The 15,302-nt window shown below is 71.9% G+C and carries 14 protein-coding genes; 3 read left to right on the top strand and 11 right to left on the bottom strand.

The genetic code is table 11. The annotated features are described in order from the left end of the window. Positions 1 to 19 precede the first annotated feature (19 nt). The 11 genes from ACFY8O_RS11970 to ACFY8O_RS11920 all read right to left on the bottom strand — a co-directional run bounded on the left by ACFY8O_RS11970 (position 20) and on the right by ACFY8O_RS11920 (position 12,574). The gene (locus ACFY8O_RS11970) at positions 20 to 1,567 is read right to left on the bottom strand and encodes a glycoside hydrolase family 43 protein (protein WP_387900863.1); all 1,548 of its coding nucleotides are present in this window, start codon (positions 1,565 to 1,567) and stop codon (positions 20 to 22) included. Next, the gene (locus tag ACFY8O_RS11965) at positions 1,564 to 2,388 is read right to left on the bottom strand and encodes a DUF6807 domain-containing protein (RefSeq protein ID WP_387900861.1); all 825 of its coding nucleotides are present in this window, start codon (positions 2,386 to 2,388) and stop codon (positions 1,564 to 1,566) included. Before ACFY8O_RS11965 ends, ACFY8O_RS11970 begins: the two co-directional genes overlap by 4 nt. Beyond that, positions 2,385 to 3,557 (bottom strand): Gfo/Idh/MocA family protein, encoded by a 1,173-nt coding sequence (locus ACFY8O_RS11960; protein ID WP_387900860.1) that lies wholly within the window; start codon positions 3,555 to 3,557, stop codon positions 2,385 to 2,387. The genes ACFY8O_RS11965 and ACFY8O_RS11960 overlap by 4 nt, the downstream gene beginning before the upstream one ends. Further along, entirely contained in the window at positions 3,554 to 4,912 is a 1,359-nt protein-coding gene (locus ACFY8O_RS11955) for a pectate lyase family protein (protein ID WP_145802487.1), read from the bottom strand. The genes ACFY8O_RS11960 and ACFY8O_RS11955 overlap by 4 nt, the downstream gene beginning before the upstream one ends. Before the next feature lie 5 nt (positions 4,913 to 4,917). After that, positions 4,918 to 5,835: a carbohydrate ABC transporter permease gene (locus ACFY8O_RS11950; RefSeq protein ID WP_387900857.1), complete on the bottom strand. Its 918-nt coding sequence runs from the start codon at positions 5,833 to 5,835 to the stop codon at positions 4,918 to 4,920. Next, the gene (locus ACFY8O_RS11945; protein ID WP_145802484.1) at positions 5,832 to 6,767 is read right to left on the bottom strand and encodes a carbohydrate ABC transporter permease; all 936 of its coding nucleotides are present in this window, start codon (positions 6,765 to 6,767) and stop codon (positions 5,832 to 5,834) included. The genes ACFY8O_RS11950 and ACFY8O_RS11945 overlap by 4 nt, the downstream gene beginning before the upstream one ends. A 121-nt stretch (positions 6,768 to 6,888) precedes the next feature. Beyond that, positions 6,889 to 8,634 (bottom strand): L-arabinonate dehydratase, encoded by a 1,746-nt coding sequence (araD, locus tag ACFY8O_RS11940; RefSeq protein WP_145802482.1) that lies wholly within the window; start codon positions 8,632 to 8,634, stop codon positions 6,889 to 6,891. Next, positions 8,631 to 9,533 carry a dihydrodipicolinate synthase family protein gene (locus tag ACFY8O_RS11935; RefSeq protein ID WP_387900855.1) on the bottom strand — a complete coding sequence of 301 codons (903 nt, stop codon included), beginning with the start codon at positions 9,531 to 9,533 and terminating at the stop codon, positions 8,631 to 8,633. The genes araD and ACFY8O_RS11935 overlap by 4 nt, the downstream gene beginning before the upstream one ends. A 50-nt stretch (positions 9,534 to 9,583) precedes the next feature. Continuing rightward, positions 9,584 to 10,240 carry a GntR family transcriptional regulator gene (locus tag ACFY8O_RS11930; protein WP_145802478.1) on the bottom strand — a complete coding sequence of 219 codons (657 nt, stop codon included), beginning with the start codon at positions 10,238 to 10,240 and terminating at the stop codon, positions 9,584 to 9,586. A 193-nt stretch (positions 10,241 to 10,433) separates the two neighbouring features. Next, positions 10,434 to 11,618 carry a hypothetical protein gene (locus tag ACFY8O_RS11925; protein WP_387900853.1) on the bottom strand — a complete coding sequence of 395 codons (1,185 nt, stop codon included), beginning with the start codon at positions 11,616 to 11,618 and terminating at the stop codon, positions 10,434 to 10,436. Continuing rightward, a complete protein-coding gene (locus ACFY8O_RS11920; protein WP_145802473.1) occupies positions 11,615 to 12,574 on the bottom strand; it encodes a 5-dehydro-4-deoxyglucarate dehydratase in 960 nt (319 codons plus the stop codon). Before ACFY8O_RS11920 ends, ACFY8O_RS11925 begins: the two co-directional genes overlap by 4 nt. A gap of 343 nt (positions 12,575 to 12,917) precedes the next feature. On the opposite strand from ACFY8O_RS11920, the gene ACFY8O_RS11915 reads away from it, so the two are divergent. From ACFY8O_RS11915 to ACFY8O_RS11905, 3 genes are all read left to right on the top strand, one after another. Next, positions 12,918 to 13,727: an NAD-dependent epimerase/dehydratase family protein gene (locus tag ACFY8O_RS11915; RefSeq protein WP_387900851.1), complete on the top strand. Its 810-nt coding sequence runs from the start codon at positions 12,918 to 12,920 to the stop codon at positions 13,725 to 13,727. A 63-nt stretch (positions 13,728 to 13,790) separates the two neighbouring features. Next, the gene (locus ACFY8O_RS11910; RefSeq protein ID WP_145802469.1) at positions 13,791 to 14,024 is read left to right on the top strand and encodes a hypothetical protein; all 234 of its coding nucleotides are present in this window, start codon (positions 13,791 to 13,793) and stop codon (positions 14,022 to 14,024) included. Positions 14,025 to 14,088: 64 nt separating this feature from the next. Continuing rightward, positions 14,089 to 15,297, top strand: a complete 1,209-nt coding sequence (locus tag ACFY8O_RS11905; RefSeq protein WP_387900849.1) for a TerD family protein — start codon at positions 14,089 to 14,091, stop codon at positions 15,295 to 15,297. Positions 15,298 to 15,302: the final 5 nt, after the last annotated feature.

The raw sequence follows: 15,302 nt of genomic DNA, 5'->3' as shown, positions 1-15,302 counted from the left end.
CCCATACAGCGGTGCGGAATCAGGAGGTGCGTGGTCTTTCGCTGGTGCGGAATGCGGTGAAGCCGGCTGTTCCCGAGGGCCCGGTGCCGGTCGGTGCCGTGGCGAAGAGGCCCAGCAGGGCCCCGACCCAGCGCCAGGGGGTGGCGGCGAACACCTGGCCGGAGGGGCGGAATCCGGCTCCGTCGCCGGTGTCGGCGGAGAAGCGGCAGCGGGCGCCGCGGGTGACCTCGATCCGGACGCGGACGGCGGCCCCGGGGGCGGGGCGGGGGTGTTCGGCGTCCCGCTCGTGTTCGGCCACGGCCTCGGCGTACCGGTGCACGAGCCGTGCCGTGCCGTCGGCCCCTGCCTCCAGCCCGATCCAGGAGAAGGCGTCACCGAGGACGGCGAGCCCCGCCTTGGCTCCCGGTTCCCCGGACTCCAGGGTGATGCCCACCTCGACGGTGAACTCCTCCGCGGGCAGCCGCTGCACCAGGACGTTGGGCAGTGCCCGCAGGTCGTGTGCGTACGCGGTCCGTACGCAGCTCAGCCGCAGGCCGTCGCCCGCGTGCCCGACGGTCCACCCGGGCCGGGGGTTGGCGGTCCACTGCCACTGACGGCCGAAGCGCCCGCCAGGGAAGTCGTCGCTGGACGCAGGTGCCCCGGCGGCCTGCTCCGCCGCCTTCGGCCGGCGGTGGACGAGGACGGGCTCGCCCTCGTCTCCGATGACCGGCCAGCCTCCCTCCCAGCGCATCGGCTGGAGGTGCACCACCCGCCCGTAGGCTCCGCGGGCCTGGAAGTGCAGGAACCAGTCCTCCCCCGCCGCGGTACGGACCCAGCCGCCCTGGTGCGGGCCGTTGATCTCGGTGCGGCCCTGCTCCAGGACGACGCGCTCCTCGTAGGGGCCCTCGAAGGTCCGGGAGCGGAAGGCACCCTGCCAGCCGGTCTCCACTCCCCCGGCCGGCGCGAAGATCCAGAAGAAGCCGTCGTGCCGGTAGAGCTTGGGGCCTTCGAGGGTGAACCAGCCCGGGATCGTGTCGGCGTCGATCAGGGTGGTGCCCTCGTCGAGGAGTTCACGCCCGTCGGGGCTCATCCGGTGGCCGGTGAGCCGGTTCTTGATCCCGGAGCGGGACTTCGCCCAGGCGTGCACCAGATAGGCCTCGCCGGTCTCCTCGTCCCACAGGGGGCAGGCGTCGATCAGGCCCTTGCCCGCCTTGACGAGGTGCGGGGCGCTCCAGGGGCCGCGGATGTCCTCGGCGTTGATCTGCTGGATGCCGTGGTCGGGGTCGCCCCAGAAGATCCAGAAGCGTCCGGCGTGATGGCGCAGCGAGGGTGCCCACACCCCGCAGTCGTGCCGGGGCACGGAGAAGTCCGCTTCCGGTTCGAGCCGGTCCAGGGCATGGCCGATGAGCGTCCAGTGGACCAGGTCCCGGGAGTGCAGCAGGGGCAGTCCGGGCACGCGGCCGAAGCTGGACGCGGTGAGGTAGAAGTCCTCGCCGACGCGCACGACGTCCGGGTCGGACCAGTCCGAGTCCAGGACGGGGTTGCGGTAGGTGCCGTCGTCGAGGCCGGCTCCGCGGACGGGTGTCATGAGGCGACCGCCTTCCGGACGTGGGCGGCTGCGGCGTCCCGGTCGAGGCGTCCGTCGGCGACGACGGTGACGATCCGGCGGACGACGGTGGCCCCGGCGGCGACGGGCAGCCTCCGGTCAGCGGCGAGGGACGAGCCGACGCCCGGGTACTCGGTGGTCCGGACGAACCACGGGTCGCGCCGGGTCTCGTCGGTCGCGCCGGCGAACACGAGGGTCCAGCCGTCCCCGGCGAGGGCCAGCCAGTCCGCGGCCCTGCCGTGCACGGCCTCCTCCCCGTCGAGGGTCCCGCTGAAGACGGCCGGCGGCTCCGCCTCCTTGGGCGCCCGCCAGAAGAAGCCCCCGTAACCGGCACCGGGGCGGCCGTTGGTGGCCGGGCTGCCGAGGGAGAGGTCGTCGGTGCCCCGGTTGGCCAGCGAGAACGAGAAGTCCAGCGCCCAGGCCGCGGAGGAGAGTTCGGCGACGGCGACGGTGCGGTGCTCACGCAGCAGCTCGATGCCGTCGGCCTCCCAGCTGAGCTCCTCCACGAAGCCGTCCGGGTCGCGGAGCTTCCAGCCGATGTGGCGCTGCGTCCCGTGGTTGTCGAGCGCGGTGGGTCCCTGACCGCGGACGTAGGTGCGCCCGCCCCAGAAGTTGTGCCCGGCCACGTCGGGGACGGCGACGGAGGCTCCGAGGTGGTGGACGTGGTCGGCAGGGCGCTCCTCGGTGACGGGGACACCGGCGAGGGTGGTGACCGGGTGGAGGTAGGGCCGGCTGTCCGTGCCCGGCCGGCAGGTGTAGCGGGCGACGGGGCGTCCGGCGCAGCTGAGGAGTGCGGTGGTCATGGTGTGCTCACCTCGCTCGGGCGCGCCCAGGAGGCGCCCAGTTCGGAGAAGAGGGTGAGGGTGTCGGCCGCGGCGGCGACGGTTCCGTCGATGCCGCGCACGACGCGCCGGTTCCCTCCGCCGGGCCCGTCGGGCCGGGTGTGCCAGGCGGTGGCGGGCAGCGCGGTGGGGTCGGGTGCGGTGCGCACGGCATCGACGACCCGCATGAAGGCGCCCGTGCGCTCCGGCGGTACGAGGAGCGCGGTGCCGTGCTCCAGGTGGTCGACGAGGTTCTCCAGGAGGTCGGTCCGCCCGTGCACGGCCTCCTCGGGGCCGTGTCCGGCGCGCTGGACGAGGACGCGGTCCTGCTTGTACCAGAAGGTGACGCGGCCCCGGTCGCCGTGGACGATCACGTACGGCTCCCCGGCCTCCTCGGCGCAGAGGGTGACCGCGACGGTGACGGGCAGCCCGTCGGTGGTGGTGACGCGGGCGCAGCTGGTGTCGTCGGACTCGATGTCGTGGGCCCGGAACAGCTCGGTCTCGATGGTGGCCACGTCCTCGGCCGTTCCGCGGTCGGCGAGTTCGAGCGCGGTCGCGACGGCGTGCGCGAGCGGGTTGGTGAGCACCCCGTCGACCACGTCCGTGCCGCCGAGCCTGCGCCGTCCCGCCCAGGGAGCGCGGCGGAAGTAGGTGTCGTCGCGGACCCAGGCACCGGCGGCGCCGATGCCGCGGACGTTCCCGACGGCTCCGGAGCGTACGAGGTCCTTGATGGCGGGTACCGCGTGGGAGCCGAAGGACTGGAAGCCGATCTGGCAGGCGACGCCCGCCTCCCGGACGCCCTCGGTCATACGGGCATAGTCGGCCCAGGTGGCGGCGGGCGGCTTCTCCAGGAGGAGGTGGACGCCGCGGGACGCCGCGGTGAGGGCAAGCTCGGTGTGTGTCGGGATCGGTGTGCAGATGACGGCGGCGCGTGCGCCGGTGGAGTCCAGGAGGGCCCCGAAGTCGGCCGACTGCTCGGGGAGTTCGCCTGCGAAGGCCTCGAGTTCGTCCTCGCTCAGCGGGTTCAGTTCGCAGATCCCGGCGAGCCTGACCAGGCCCTGGTGCTGGAGCCGGCGGATGTTGGCGAGGTGCCAGCGGCCGTGGCCCCGGGCGCCGGCCAGGACGACGGGCAGGGGGGTGGTGACGCTCATCGGCCCGCCCTCCCCGCTCCGGCCTCGCGGGCCACCTCGGCCGCCGCGCTCTCGGCGCCGTCGACCGGCCCGTGCAGGACCGGGGTCCAGCCGGTGTCGGTGGTGAGGTCCCTCTCGCTGCCGGAGTTGTAGGCGTTGTTGATGGAGACGAGGTCGACGGGGAAGCCGTTGAAGACGGTGCCGCGCTCGGTGAGGGCGCTCCCGTTCCAGCTCTTGACGAGGTCGGCGACCTCCACGTGGCCGGGGGCTTCGAACGCGTTGTTCTCCGCGACGATCCGGGACTCGGTGGAGACACCCAGGGAGTAGCGGTGGTCACCGCCGTCCTCGGGGATGACGTAGCGGTTGTTGTAGAGGTGGACCTGGCCGAATCGGACGCGGGGCGCGCGCTGGACGACGGAGTGGAACTCGTTGTGGTGCAGGGTGACGCGGAGCTTGCCCCGGTCGGTGGTGACCCCGTCGCCGTTGCCGATCAGCATCGCCTTGTCGTGGTCGGCGAACCGGCTCCAGGAGACGGTGACCAGGTCGGAGCCGTTGGTGATGTCGAGGAGCCCGTCGTGGCGCAGGAAGTTGCGCCCGAAGTAGGTGGGCTCCCGGTCGTCGGGGTGGCCCTTGTCGCTGGCGGTGACGTGGTCGACCCAGACATGGGTGGCGCCGCGCAGCCACAGAGTGTCGTAGGCCGTCTTCCAGTCGCCGAGCCCGCCGGTGTTGGGCTGCCAGGCCGGGAAGCAGTCGTAGGCGTCGCGCAGTTCGAGGTTGCGGACGATGACGTTGTCGGCGCCGTCGACCCGGAGGCTCGCACCCTTGAGGACGGCGCTCGTGCCGAGGCCGACGATCGTGGTGTGGGAGCCGACCAGGAGTTCGACACGCTCGGCCTGGCGGGCGGCGGAGGCCTTTCGGGCGTCCTCCTGGGGTCCCGCCGGCTTGGCCCCGCCCCAGGTGCGGGGGTCGTAGGCGGCGAGGTAGGCGTCCAGGTCGTAGCCGTCGGTCGCGTAGTCGGCGCAGTCCAGCCGCCGGCCGCGGTCGTCGGTGTTGGCGTCGATGGTGCCCACGACCTTGATGATCTTGGGCGTGGGACTGCCGCCGTCGAGCGCCGCGACGAGCTGGGCGCGGTTGCGCACGGTGAAGACGTGGGCGTCGTCCGCGGCCGAGCCGCCGGTGGTTCCGGCGCCCTCGGCCGCCCAGCCGTCGCCCGCGGGGAGGACCTCGCGGCCGAGGTCACGGCCCGGGGCGGCGGGCCGGGCCTCCGGCGCCGCGGTGGCGGCCTGGGCGCCCGGCTGGAGGGCCAGGCTGCCCAGCAGCAGGGTGAGCGCGGCGGCGGCGCGGCGGACGGCCCGGGGACGGGGCTTCGGGGTCATGTCCGTCATCCCTTCACCGCGCCGGCGCTGAAGCCGGTGATGAGCCACTTCTGGATGAAGGCGAAGACGATCACCACGGGCACCGCGGCGATGACACCGCCCGCGGCCAGCGCCCCCAGGTCGACGCTGTCGGCGCCGATCAGAGTGTTGAGGCCGACCGGGATCGTCTGCTTGTCCTGTTCGCTGAGGAACATCAGGGCGAACAGGAAGTGGTTCCAGCTGTGGACGAAGGCGAAGGAGCCGACGGCGATCAGGCCGGGGCGCAGCAGCGGCAGGACGACCGCGCAGAAGGCCTTGAAGCGTGAGCAGCCGTCCACCCACGCGGCCTCCTCCAGGGAGACCGGCACGTTCTTGATGAAGCCGCTGATCAGGATGATCGACAGGGGGAGCTGGAAGACGGTCTCCGCGATGACGACGCTCCCGAGAGAGTTGATCATCTGGAGGTTCTTGAAGATCTCGAAGAGCGGCACGAGCATCAGCGCGCCCGGGATGAACTGCGAGCAGAGCAGCGCCAGCATGAAGGCGCCCTTGATCTTGAAGTCGAACCGGGCCAGGGCGTATCCGCCGGCCAGCGCGACCAGGGTCGTGGCGATCAGTGTGGCGACGCCGACGATCATGCTGTTCTGGAAGAAGAGGGCGAAGCTGCGCTCGTTCCAGACCTTGGAGAAGTGGTCCCCGGTCATCGGCCACGGCACGAGCGAGGTGGAGCCCGCGGGCCGTACGGCGAAGAGGAACATCCAGTAGAACGGGATGAGCGTGAAGAGCAGGTAGATGCCGAGCGGCAGGTAGATCTGCCAGCGCGGTACGTCGTCGAAGGCACGCTCGCGCTTGCTGCGCCGGGGCGCGGAGGGCGGCGGGGCGTCGTCGCCCATGGACAGGCCCGGCGTGCGGGCGCTGTTCTTTTCTGCGAGTGCGGCAGTCACTTGTGGTCGCCTCCGAACTTGCTCAGGCGCAGATAGACGATCGAGCAGAAGAGGAGGATCACGAAGGCGACGGTGGTGAGCGCCGAGGCGTATCCGAAGTCGTGGCCCTCGATGCCCGTGTTGGCGACGTAGAGCGGGAGTGTGGTCGTCTCTCCCGCCGGCCCACCGCCGGTGAGGGTGTACAGCAGGTCGACGTTGTTGAACTCCCAGACCCCGCGCAGCAGGGTGGCGAGGATGATCGCGTCGCGCAGGTGCGGGAGGGTGATGTGGAAGAACTGGCGCATCCGGCCCGCCCCGTCCACCGCCGCCGCCTCGTACAGCTCCTTGGAGACGGACTGCAGGTCGGCGAGGATGAGGATGGCGAAGAAGGGGACTCCGCGCCAGAGTTCGGAGATGGTCGCCGCCCAGAAGACCGTTCCGGTGTCGGAGAGCACCGAGGTGCCGTACTCGCCGATCCCGGCGTCCGCGAGGTAGCGGCTGAAGCCGGTCGAGGAGTTGTAGAGCAGGATCCAGATGGTGCTGGTCAGCACGCCGGAGACGGCCCAGGGCGAGAAGACCATGGCGCGGGATATGCCGCGGCCGATGAAGGTCTGGTTGACGATCAGCGCGAGCGCGAGGCCGAGGGCGAGCTGCAGGGTGACCTGGGTGAAGACCCACTGGGCGCTGAAGCCGAGCGTCGGCCAGAACTGGTCGTCCTCGGTGAAGATCCGGGTGAAGTTGTCGAAGCCGGCGAAGCCGTTGCGCCACGGCTTGGTGACGTTGTAGTTCTGCAGGCTGTAGTAGAAGACGCTGATGACCGGGTAGGCGATGAAGCCCAGCATCAGCAGGCCCGCGGGCGCGATCAGCAGGTACGGCAGGCGGCGGGGACTCGCCGAGCGGCGCTTGGTCGCCTTCGCCTTGGGCGGCGGTGTGGCCACGGCTGTGTGGGCCATGACGCGTCTCCGATCTCTGGGAAGTGCTGGATGTGCCGTGCTTTCGGTGCATGGTGCAAGCGCTTACCGCATGCCGTTCGGTATCCCGGACAGGCGGTGCGCTGAATGCCGTTCGCCCGCTTCAGCCCGCGTACGGGTCGGGTACTTCTCCCTGCCTCGCCAGGAACGCGAAGTCGCATCCGGTGTCGGCCTGGGTGATCTGGTCCTGGTAGAGCGCGCCGTAGCCACGTCCGTAGCGGGCGGGCGGCTCGGTCCACCGGGACCTGCGGAGCTCCAGCTCCTCGTCGGACACGTCGAGATGGAGCAGCCGCGCCTCGACGTCCAGCGTGATCAGGTCTCCGGTGCGGACGAGGGCGAGCGGTCCGCCGACGAAGGACTCGGGGGCGATGTGCAGGACGCAGGCCCCGTAACTCGTACCGCTCATGCGGGCGTCGGACAGCCGCACCATGTCGCGTACGCCCTGCTTCAGCAGGTAGTCCGGGATCGGCAGCATGCCGTACTCGGGCATGCCCGGTCCGCCCTTGGGGCCGGCGTTGCGGAGCACCAGCACGTGGTCCGGGGTGAGGGCCAGGGCCGGGTCGTTGATGGTGCGCTGCATCTCCTTGTAGTCGTCGAAGACGACCGCGGGTCCGGTGTGACGCAGCAGGTGCGGCTCGGCGGCGATGTGCTTGATGACCGCGCCGTCGGGGCAGAGGTTGCCGCGCAGCACCGCCACGCCGCCCTCCTCCGCCAGGGGGTTGTCACGCTCCCGGATGACGTCGGCGTTGTGGACGAGCGCCCCGTCGAGCTGCTCGCGCATCGTGCCGTGCGTGACCGTGGGCCGGTCCAGGTGGAGCACGTCGGTGAGCCGCGCCAGGAAGCCCGGCAGCCCTCCGGCGAAGTGGAAGTCCTCCATGAGGTACCTGCCGCCGGGGCGGAGGTTGGCGAGGACCGGGACGGTGCGGGCGATGCGGTCGAAGTCGTCCAGGGTGAGCTTCACCCCGGAGCGGCCGGCCATCGCGATCAGGTGGATGACGGCGTTGGTGGAGCCGCCGAGCGCGAGGACGGTGGCGACGGCGTCCTCGTAGGCGTCGGCCGTGAGGATCTTCGACAGCGTGAGCTGCTGCCACACCAGTTCGACGATGCGGAGGCCGGACTGCGCGGCCATCCGGTCGTGGCCGGAGTCCACCGCCGGGATGGACGAGGCGCCCGGCACGGTGACCCCCAGCGCCTCGGCGGCGGCGGTCAGCGTCGAGGCCGTGCCCATCGTCATGCAGTGACCGGGCGAGCGGGCGAGCCCGTTCTCCAGCTCGGCCATCTCGCAGTCGCCGATGAGACCGGCCCGCTTGTCGTCCCAGTACTTCCACATGTCCGTGCCGGAGCCCAGGACCTCGTTGCGCCAGTGCCCCGGCAGCATCGGCCCGGCGGGCACGAAGACGGTCGGCAGGTCGACGGAGGCCGCGCCCATCAGCAGCGCGGGCGTGGACTTGTCGCAGCCGCCCAGCAGCACCGCCCCGTCGACGGGGTAGGAGCGCAGCAGCTCCTCCGTCTCCATCGCCAGCATGTTGCGGTAGAGCATCGGGGTCGGCTTCTGGAAGGTCTCGGAGAGCGTGGAGACCGGGAACTCCAGCGGGAAGCCGCCCGCCTGCCAGACGCCCCGCTTGACCGCCTGTGCGCGGTCACGCAGGTGCACATGGCAGGGGTTGATGTCGGACCAGGTGTTGAGGATCGCGATGACCGGCTTGCCCAGGTGCTCCTCGGGGAGGTAGCCGAGCTGCCGGGTGCGGGCGCGGTGGCTGAAGGAGCGGAGCCCGTCCGTGCCGTACCACTGGTGGCTGCGCAGTTCCTCGGGCGCGATGCGGCGGCCTTCGGTGCCGGTGCCGGTCATATGGACCACCCGGCGACCTGGTCGGCGACCTCGGCGCGCTGCGCCTCGGGCAGGACCCGGCTCGGCGCGCGTACGTCGCGGCGGCAGAGCCCGAGCGAGGCCAGGGCCTCCTTGACGACGGTCACGTTGTTGGCGGACTGCCGGTCGGCGCGCAGCTCCTCGAAGCGGCGGATCTGCTCCCAGACCTTCATGGCCGCGGTGTAGTCGCCGGCCCGCAGCGCCTCCAGCATGCCCAGCGAGACGCCGGGCGCGACGTTGACGAGGCCGGAGGTGAAGCCGGTGGCGCCGGTGGCGAAGTAGGAGGGGGCGTAGAGCTCGGCGAGCCCGGCGACCCACACGAACCGCTCCAGGCCCGCGTCGCGGGCGAAGGCCCCGAAGCGCGCGGCGTCCGGTACGGCGTACTTCACGCCGATGACGTTGGGGCAGCTGTCGGCGAGCTCGGCGAGCGCCTCACCGGCCAGCAGCGGGTTGCGGATGTACGGGACGACCCCGAGCTCCGGGACGGCTCCGGCGATCGCCCGGTGGTAGTCGATCCAGCCGTCCTGCGAGACGTAGGGGTGCACGGGCTGGTGCACCATCACCATCTCGGCCCCGGTGTCCCTGGCGTGCTCCGCGGCGGCGACGGCGGTCGGCACGTCGTGGCCGACGCCCACCAGGACGGTGGCGCGTCCGCCGGCCTCCTCGACGGTCAGCTCGGTGACGGTGCGCCGCTCGTCGGGGGTGAGCGCGTAGAACTCACCGGTGTTGCCGTTCGGGGTGACGATGCGGACGCCGCCGTCGAGCAGGCGCCTCAGCAGGGCGCGGTGCGCCGGGACGTCGATGCTCCCGTCCTCGGCGAACGGGGTCACCGGGATCGCCACTACGTCTGCGAGGGCCGCCTTCAGCGGGGAGAGGTCCATGCGGACTGGCCTTTCGTCGAGGTGCTGGTGAGTCGGATCCAGCGGGTGGTTCACGCCGTGTCACCCCCGTCTTCGTCGTCGGGGAAGGCGCGGCGTACGAACGATGCGATGTGGTCGTGCAGGGCGCCCGCGGCGGCTTCCGCGTCGGCGGCCAGCGCGAGCCGGAGGATCTCGCGGTGCTCGGCCGCCTCGCGCTCCCACGAGGGGATCGCCGACCAGGCCACGGTCGACACGAGGGCGGCCTGGTCGCGGACCTCGTCGAGCATCCGTCCGAGCAGCGGGTTGCCGCAGGGCAGGTAGAGCGCCCGGTGGAAGTCCCGGTTGGCGAGCGAGCGGTCCGCCTTGTCGATCGCCGAGTCGGCCCGCTCCAGGGCCTCCTGGGCCGCTTCCAGCGACGCCTGGCGGGTGATGGTGCGGCGCAGCGCCTCCGGCTCCAGGAGCAGGCGCACGTCGTACACCTCCCGGGCCATGGCGGCGTCCACGAGACGGACGGTGGCGCCCTTGTACTGGCTCATGACGACCAGTCCGGTACCGGCGAGCGTCTTCAGCGCCTCGCGGACGGGGGTCTTCGACACCCCGAACTGGGCGGCGAGTTCGGTCTCCACGAGGGCCTGTCCCGGTCTCAGCTGCGCGGTGAGGATCGCGTGCTTGATCGCCTCCAGCACGTACTGGGTCCTGGAAGGGATCGGGGCAGGCGCAAAGGTCATGGAAAGGTGCTCACATCTCGCGTATCGCGTCTCATATATGACGTACGAAGTATGACGCGATGAAGCTAGAGCGGTGCGAATGTTTCGTCAACGCTTCTGACAGAAGAAATTTGGTTGCGCCGCCGCGGACCGCAAACGCCGCAGGTCCCCGGCGGTGCGCCGGGGACCTGCGGGTGGGATCGGGCGGGGCCGGTCAGCCCTCGCGGAGCGCGGACAGGGCGTCCGTGACGGCCCGCAGGTCCGGACCGGAGGCCAGACCCGCGTGGTACAGCCGCAGTTCGCCCGCGCCGAGCGAGGCCGCGTGCGCGGCGTCCCGGGCCAGCGTGCCCGGGCTGCCGCCCATCCCGGTGACCACGTTGAAGTTGGCGGCGAGCACCCCGGAGCGCCCCGCGTACGGACCGAGGACCGCCTCGCGGGCCGCGTCCGGCCCGGTGCACGGCAGCACCACCCCGTCCGCCGTGGACAGGATGTGCGCGGGGTCCGTCCCGACGTTGGCCCCGGTGCGGTACGGCGACGGGTCGGCGTGCAGCAGGACCTGGAAGCCCGGCCCGGGCGCGGCGGCCCGCACCGCCGCCACGGCCGCCTCCTGGAGGCCCCTGGCGACCTGTGTGCGCCACCGCAGGGTGGCGTCGGCGAGGTCGTCGCCGAGCAGCTTCGCCACGGCGGGCCAGCCGGAGTCCGTGGACCCCTGCCCGGCCCAGACGGGTTCCAGCGCGCGGCGGACCGCCGCGCCCAGTTCGCCGGGGTCCAGCCCCTCCGAGGCGTATCCGGCCCGGCAGGCGGCGCAGAAGCAGAGGGACATCAGATACTGCGCGGCGTCCCCGAGGCCCACTCCCGCGGTCTTGTCGTGGGCGTGCAGATGCGCGAAGCCGTACCATCCGCACGACTCCAGCTCGGTGCCCGCCGCCCCGGGCCGCACGGCCGCCTCGGCCGCGAGATCCACCAGGTACGCGCGGACGGCGGGCCGGGCGATGCACGGTGCCCAGGGGTAGCGGTCGCCGTAGGCGTTGACCACGGAGGTCTCCGGGTGTTCCGCACCGAGCCGGGAGTTGTGCGCCAGGACCACCCAGGAGTGCACCTGGAGCCCTGCCCCCTCCAGCGCATCGGCGGCCTCGGCGTACGGGTCGTCCCCCGGCACCCAGGACTGCGGGTAGGGGCTCAGCTCGCGCCCCTTCCAGCGGGTGGCGTCCGGCGGGTAGAGCACCGCCGCGTGTTCGGCGGTGACGATCCGGCGGGCGGGGTGGCGGGGGGTCAGGGCCCGGGTGGAGTGGTAGGCGGAGGCGAGCGTCACCTGCTGGACGCCGAGGGCCGCGAGCCGCCCCGCGGCGTCCGGGTCCCCGACGACGTCCCAGGGGTACAGGAAGGCGGAGGCCTTCACTTCGCCTCCCGCGTGCCGTACTTCTCCAGCAGGGCGCGGCCGTTCGCGATGATCGCGGTCAGCTCCTCGACGTGCGCCGCCGGGGGTTCGGTGAGCGGGGTGCGCACCGGTCCGACGTCCAGGCCCTCCAGCCGGACTCCCGCCTTCACCAGCGACACGGCGTAACCCCGGCCCTTGGCCCGGAGTTCGACGAGCGGGCGGTAGAAGTGGTCGAGCAGGGCGTCGGCCTGGTCGTCGTCGCCGGATTCCAGCGCCCGGTAGAAGGCGAGCGCGATGTCGGGGGCGAAGGCGAAGACGGCCGAGGAGTAGAGCGTGACGCCGATGCCCCGGTAGGCGAGCCCGGTGAGCTCGGCGGTGGGCAGCCCGTTGAAGTACAGGAAGTCCTGGCCCGGCCGTCCGGTGCGTACGGCGCTGACGATGCGCTGCATCAGATCGAGGTCGCCCACGCCGTCCTTGAGCCCGATGATCCCGGGCGTGCCGGCCAGGGCGAGGACGGTCTCCGGGGTGAAGACCGCGTTGTCCCGCTGGTAGACGATCGTCTCCAGCGAGGTCGCGGCGGCGAGGGCGGTGTAGTGGGCCAGCAGCCCCTCCTGGCCGGCGACGACGAGGTAGGGCGGCATGGCGAGCAGCCCGTCCGCGCCCGCCTCCTCGGCGAGCTGCGCGTACTGGATCGCGAGCGCCGTGCCGTAGCCGGCGCCCGCGACGACGGGCACCCGCCCCGCCGTCTCCTCGACGGCGGCGGCCACGACGAGGCGGAACTCGCCGGGGGTCAGCGCGTGGAACTCGCCGGTGCCGCAGCAGGCGAAGACGGCCGCCGCGCCGGCGTCGACACCCTTGCGCACGTGCGCGCGGAAGGCGTCGAGATCGACGGCGCCGTCCGGCCCGTAGGCGGTGACGGGGAAGAAGAGCGGCCCGGCGACGTCGGTGAGTCGGGCGGCAAGGGGGGCTGAGGTCACGGGCGCTCCCTGAGCAGATTCAGGCGTGCACAATTATGATCGATGTCCATATTCATGAACGCTGCCACGCTAAGGCAGCCGTGCGGCGCAGGTCAAGACGAGAACGCCCTCCTCGGGCAGGGATCGTTCGCATCGGCGCCCCACTTGACGCGGTCCGCCAGAACTTCTTAGCGTGTCCACGCATGTGAATGTGATCCATGCATTTGACGCCCCGGGCGGGTCGCGCCATGTCCGCGTGCCGCGCGTACCTTGCTGTCCGTACGTCCAGCTCCGCGCAGCACCTTGCCGCACCTGTCCGCGCACGCCGCGACCGCGTCCTGCGCCCGCACCGAGGAGATCCCGTATGCCCGCTCCCCGCACCGTCCTGCTCACCGGCGCCGCCGGCGGCCTCGGCACCCTCATGCGGGGACTGCTCCCCGCGTACGGCTACGACCTCCGGCTCCTCGACCTCACGCCCGTCGACGGCGAGCCCGGCGCCGTCACCGCGGACCTCTGCGACAGGGACGCGCTCCGGGAAGCCGTGCGGGGCGTCGACGCGATCATCCACCTCGCGGGCATCTCGCTGGAAGCCTCGTTCGACAAGATCCTGCGCTCCAACATCGAGGGCACCTACAACCTCTACGAGGCGGCGCGCGAGGAGGGTGTCCGGCGCATCGTGTTCGCCTCCTCCAACCACGCCATCGGCTACACCCCGCGCCCTCTGCCCGGCGACCCCCTGATCCCGGTCGAGACGCCCCGCCGGCCCGACACCTTCTACGGTCTGTCGAAGGCCTTCGGCGAGGACCTCGCCCAGTTCTACTGGGACAAGCACGGCCTGGAGACCGTGTCCGTGCGCATCGGGTCCTGCTTCATGGAGCCGACGTCGGTACGGATGCTGTCCGTCTGGATGAGCCCCGGCGACGGAGCGCGCCTCTTCCACGCCGCCCTGACCGCCGAGGACGTGCGGCACACGGTGGTCTACGGCTCCTCCGACAACACCCGTCTGTGGTGGGACCTGACGAGCGCCCGCGCCCTCGGCTACGACCCCCAGGACGACTCCGAGCAGTACGCGGACAAGCTCGTCGCCGAGCAGGGTGAGCTCGACCCGGAGAATCCCGACCACGCCCACCTCGGCGGCCACTTCGTCACGGACCCGCCGATCTGGCCCTACTGAGCCCCTCCGCGGGCCCCGGAAAATTGCCGTGCCACGGCGCGCCGGAAGGTGCACCATACGGCCATGCCCAGACCTTCCGGATTCCGGTACGAGCAGCACGGTGACGCGAGCGTCACCCTCACCCACCACGGCCGCCCCGCGGGGACGCTGCGCGGCGGCCGGGCGGAGAAGTTCCTGGCCGAGGTGGAGTCGGGCGACGCCCAGCTCGTCATGGCGCGCTGGACGGGCGCGTACCGGCACGGCAACGAGCGCACCGCCCGGGACCACCCGCGCAACCGGGCCGGCGGCCGGCGCTGAGCCGTACGGATCAAGCCACCGAAGGTAAGGGAACGGCAAAGCCGGGTCGTTCGTTACCCCGTGCATGACCGCAATGACCCCCGGCTCGAACATCCCTCTCTCCGCCGCCCGCGTGGCGGTGGACGTCGCCGCCCCGGTGCGGCTCGACGTCTCGGGCCTGCTGCTCACCGCCGACGGCAAGGTGCGCTCGGACGACGACTTCATCTTCTACAACCAGCCCTCGGGCCCCGGCGTGACCTACCGCTCGGGCGGCGGGTCCGCACCCGACGCGATCGTGGTGGACACCACCGGCGTCCCCCCGGGCATCGAGAAGATCGTCGTCACCGCGAGCCCCGACGCCGCCGGCCAGACCTTCCAGGGCGTCGAGCCCACGGCCACCGTGCGCAACGCCGACGACGGAAGCGTGCTCGCCACCTTCACCCCGCCGCAGCTGGGCGGCGAGACGGCGCTGGTGGTCATCGAGATCTACCTGCGCAACGGCGCCTGGAAGGCCCGTGCGGTCGGCCAGGGCTATGCGAACGGCCTGGCGGGCATCGCCACCGACTTCGGCGTCACGGTGGAGGAGCCCGCCGCAGCCGCCCCGCCCGCCCCCGCGGCAGCGCCCCTCGCTCCCCCGGCCGCACCGCCCGTCGCGCCCGTGGACCCGCGGATCGCTCCCCCTGCGCCCCCGGCGGCGCCCGCGCCCGCCGGCTCCGGCAAGATCAATCTCGACAAGGGCCGGGTCAGTCTCCAGAAGAACCAGACGGTCTCCCTGGTCAAGGGCGGCAGGCCGCTGCTCTCGCAGGTGAAGATGGGCCTGGGCTGGGAGCCGGCGTTCCGCGGGAAGGACATCGACCTCGACGCCTCGGTCATCGCCTACGGTCCCAACCGCAACCACCTGGACAGCTGCTACTTCGGCAAGCTCTCCATCCTGAACGGCGCGATCAAGCACTCCGGCGACAACCTCACGGGTGAGGGCGCGGGCGACGACGAGGTGATCGTCGTGGACCTCGGCCGGATCCCCGCCGAGGCGACGGGCCTGGTCTTCACGGTCAACTCGTTCACCGGCCAGAAGTTCACCGAGGTCGCCAAGGCCTACTGCCGGCTGATCGACGCCACCACCGGGGAGGAGCTCGTCCGCTTCGACCTGACCGGCGCGGAGCCGCAGACCGGCGTGATGATGGCCAAGCTCATCAAGCAGTTCTCCGGCGAATGGGAGATGACCGGCATGGGCGAGTTCGTGAAGTCACGGACCGTCCGGGGCATGGTGAAGCCCGCCGCGAAGGCCCTGTAGGGCCG

Source organism: Streptomyces argenteolus (assembly GCF_042902585.1).
In the GTDB taxonomy this organism is placed as follows: Bacteria; Actinomycetota; Actinomycetes; order Streptomycetales; family Streptomycetaceae; genus Streptomyces; species Streptomyces argenteolus.
The sequence above is the reverse complement of the archived record's forward strand: the minus strand, read 5'-3'. Positions and strand labels throughout refer to the sequence as shown.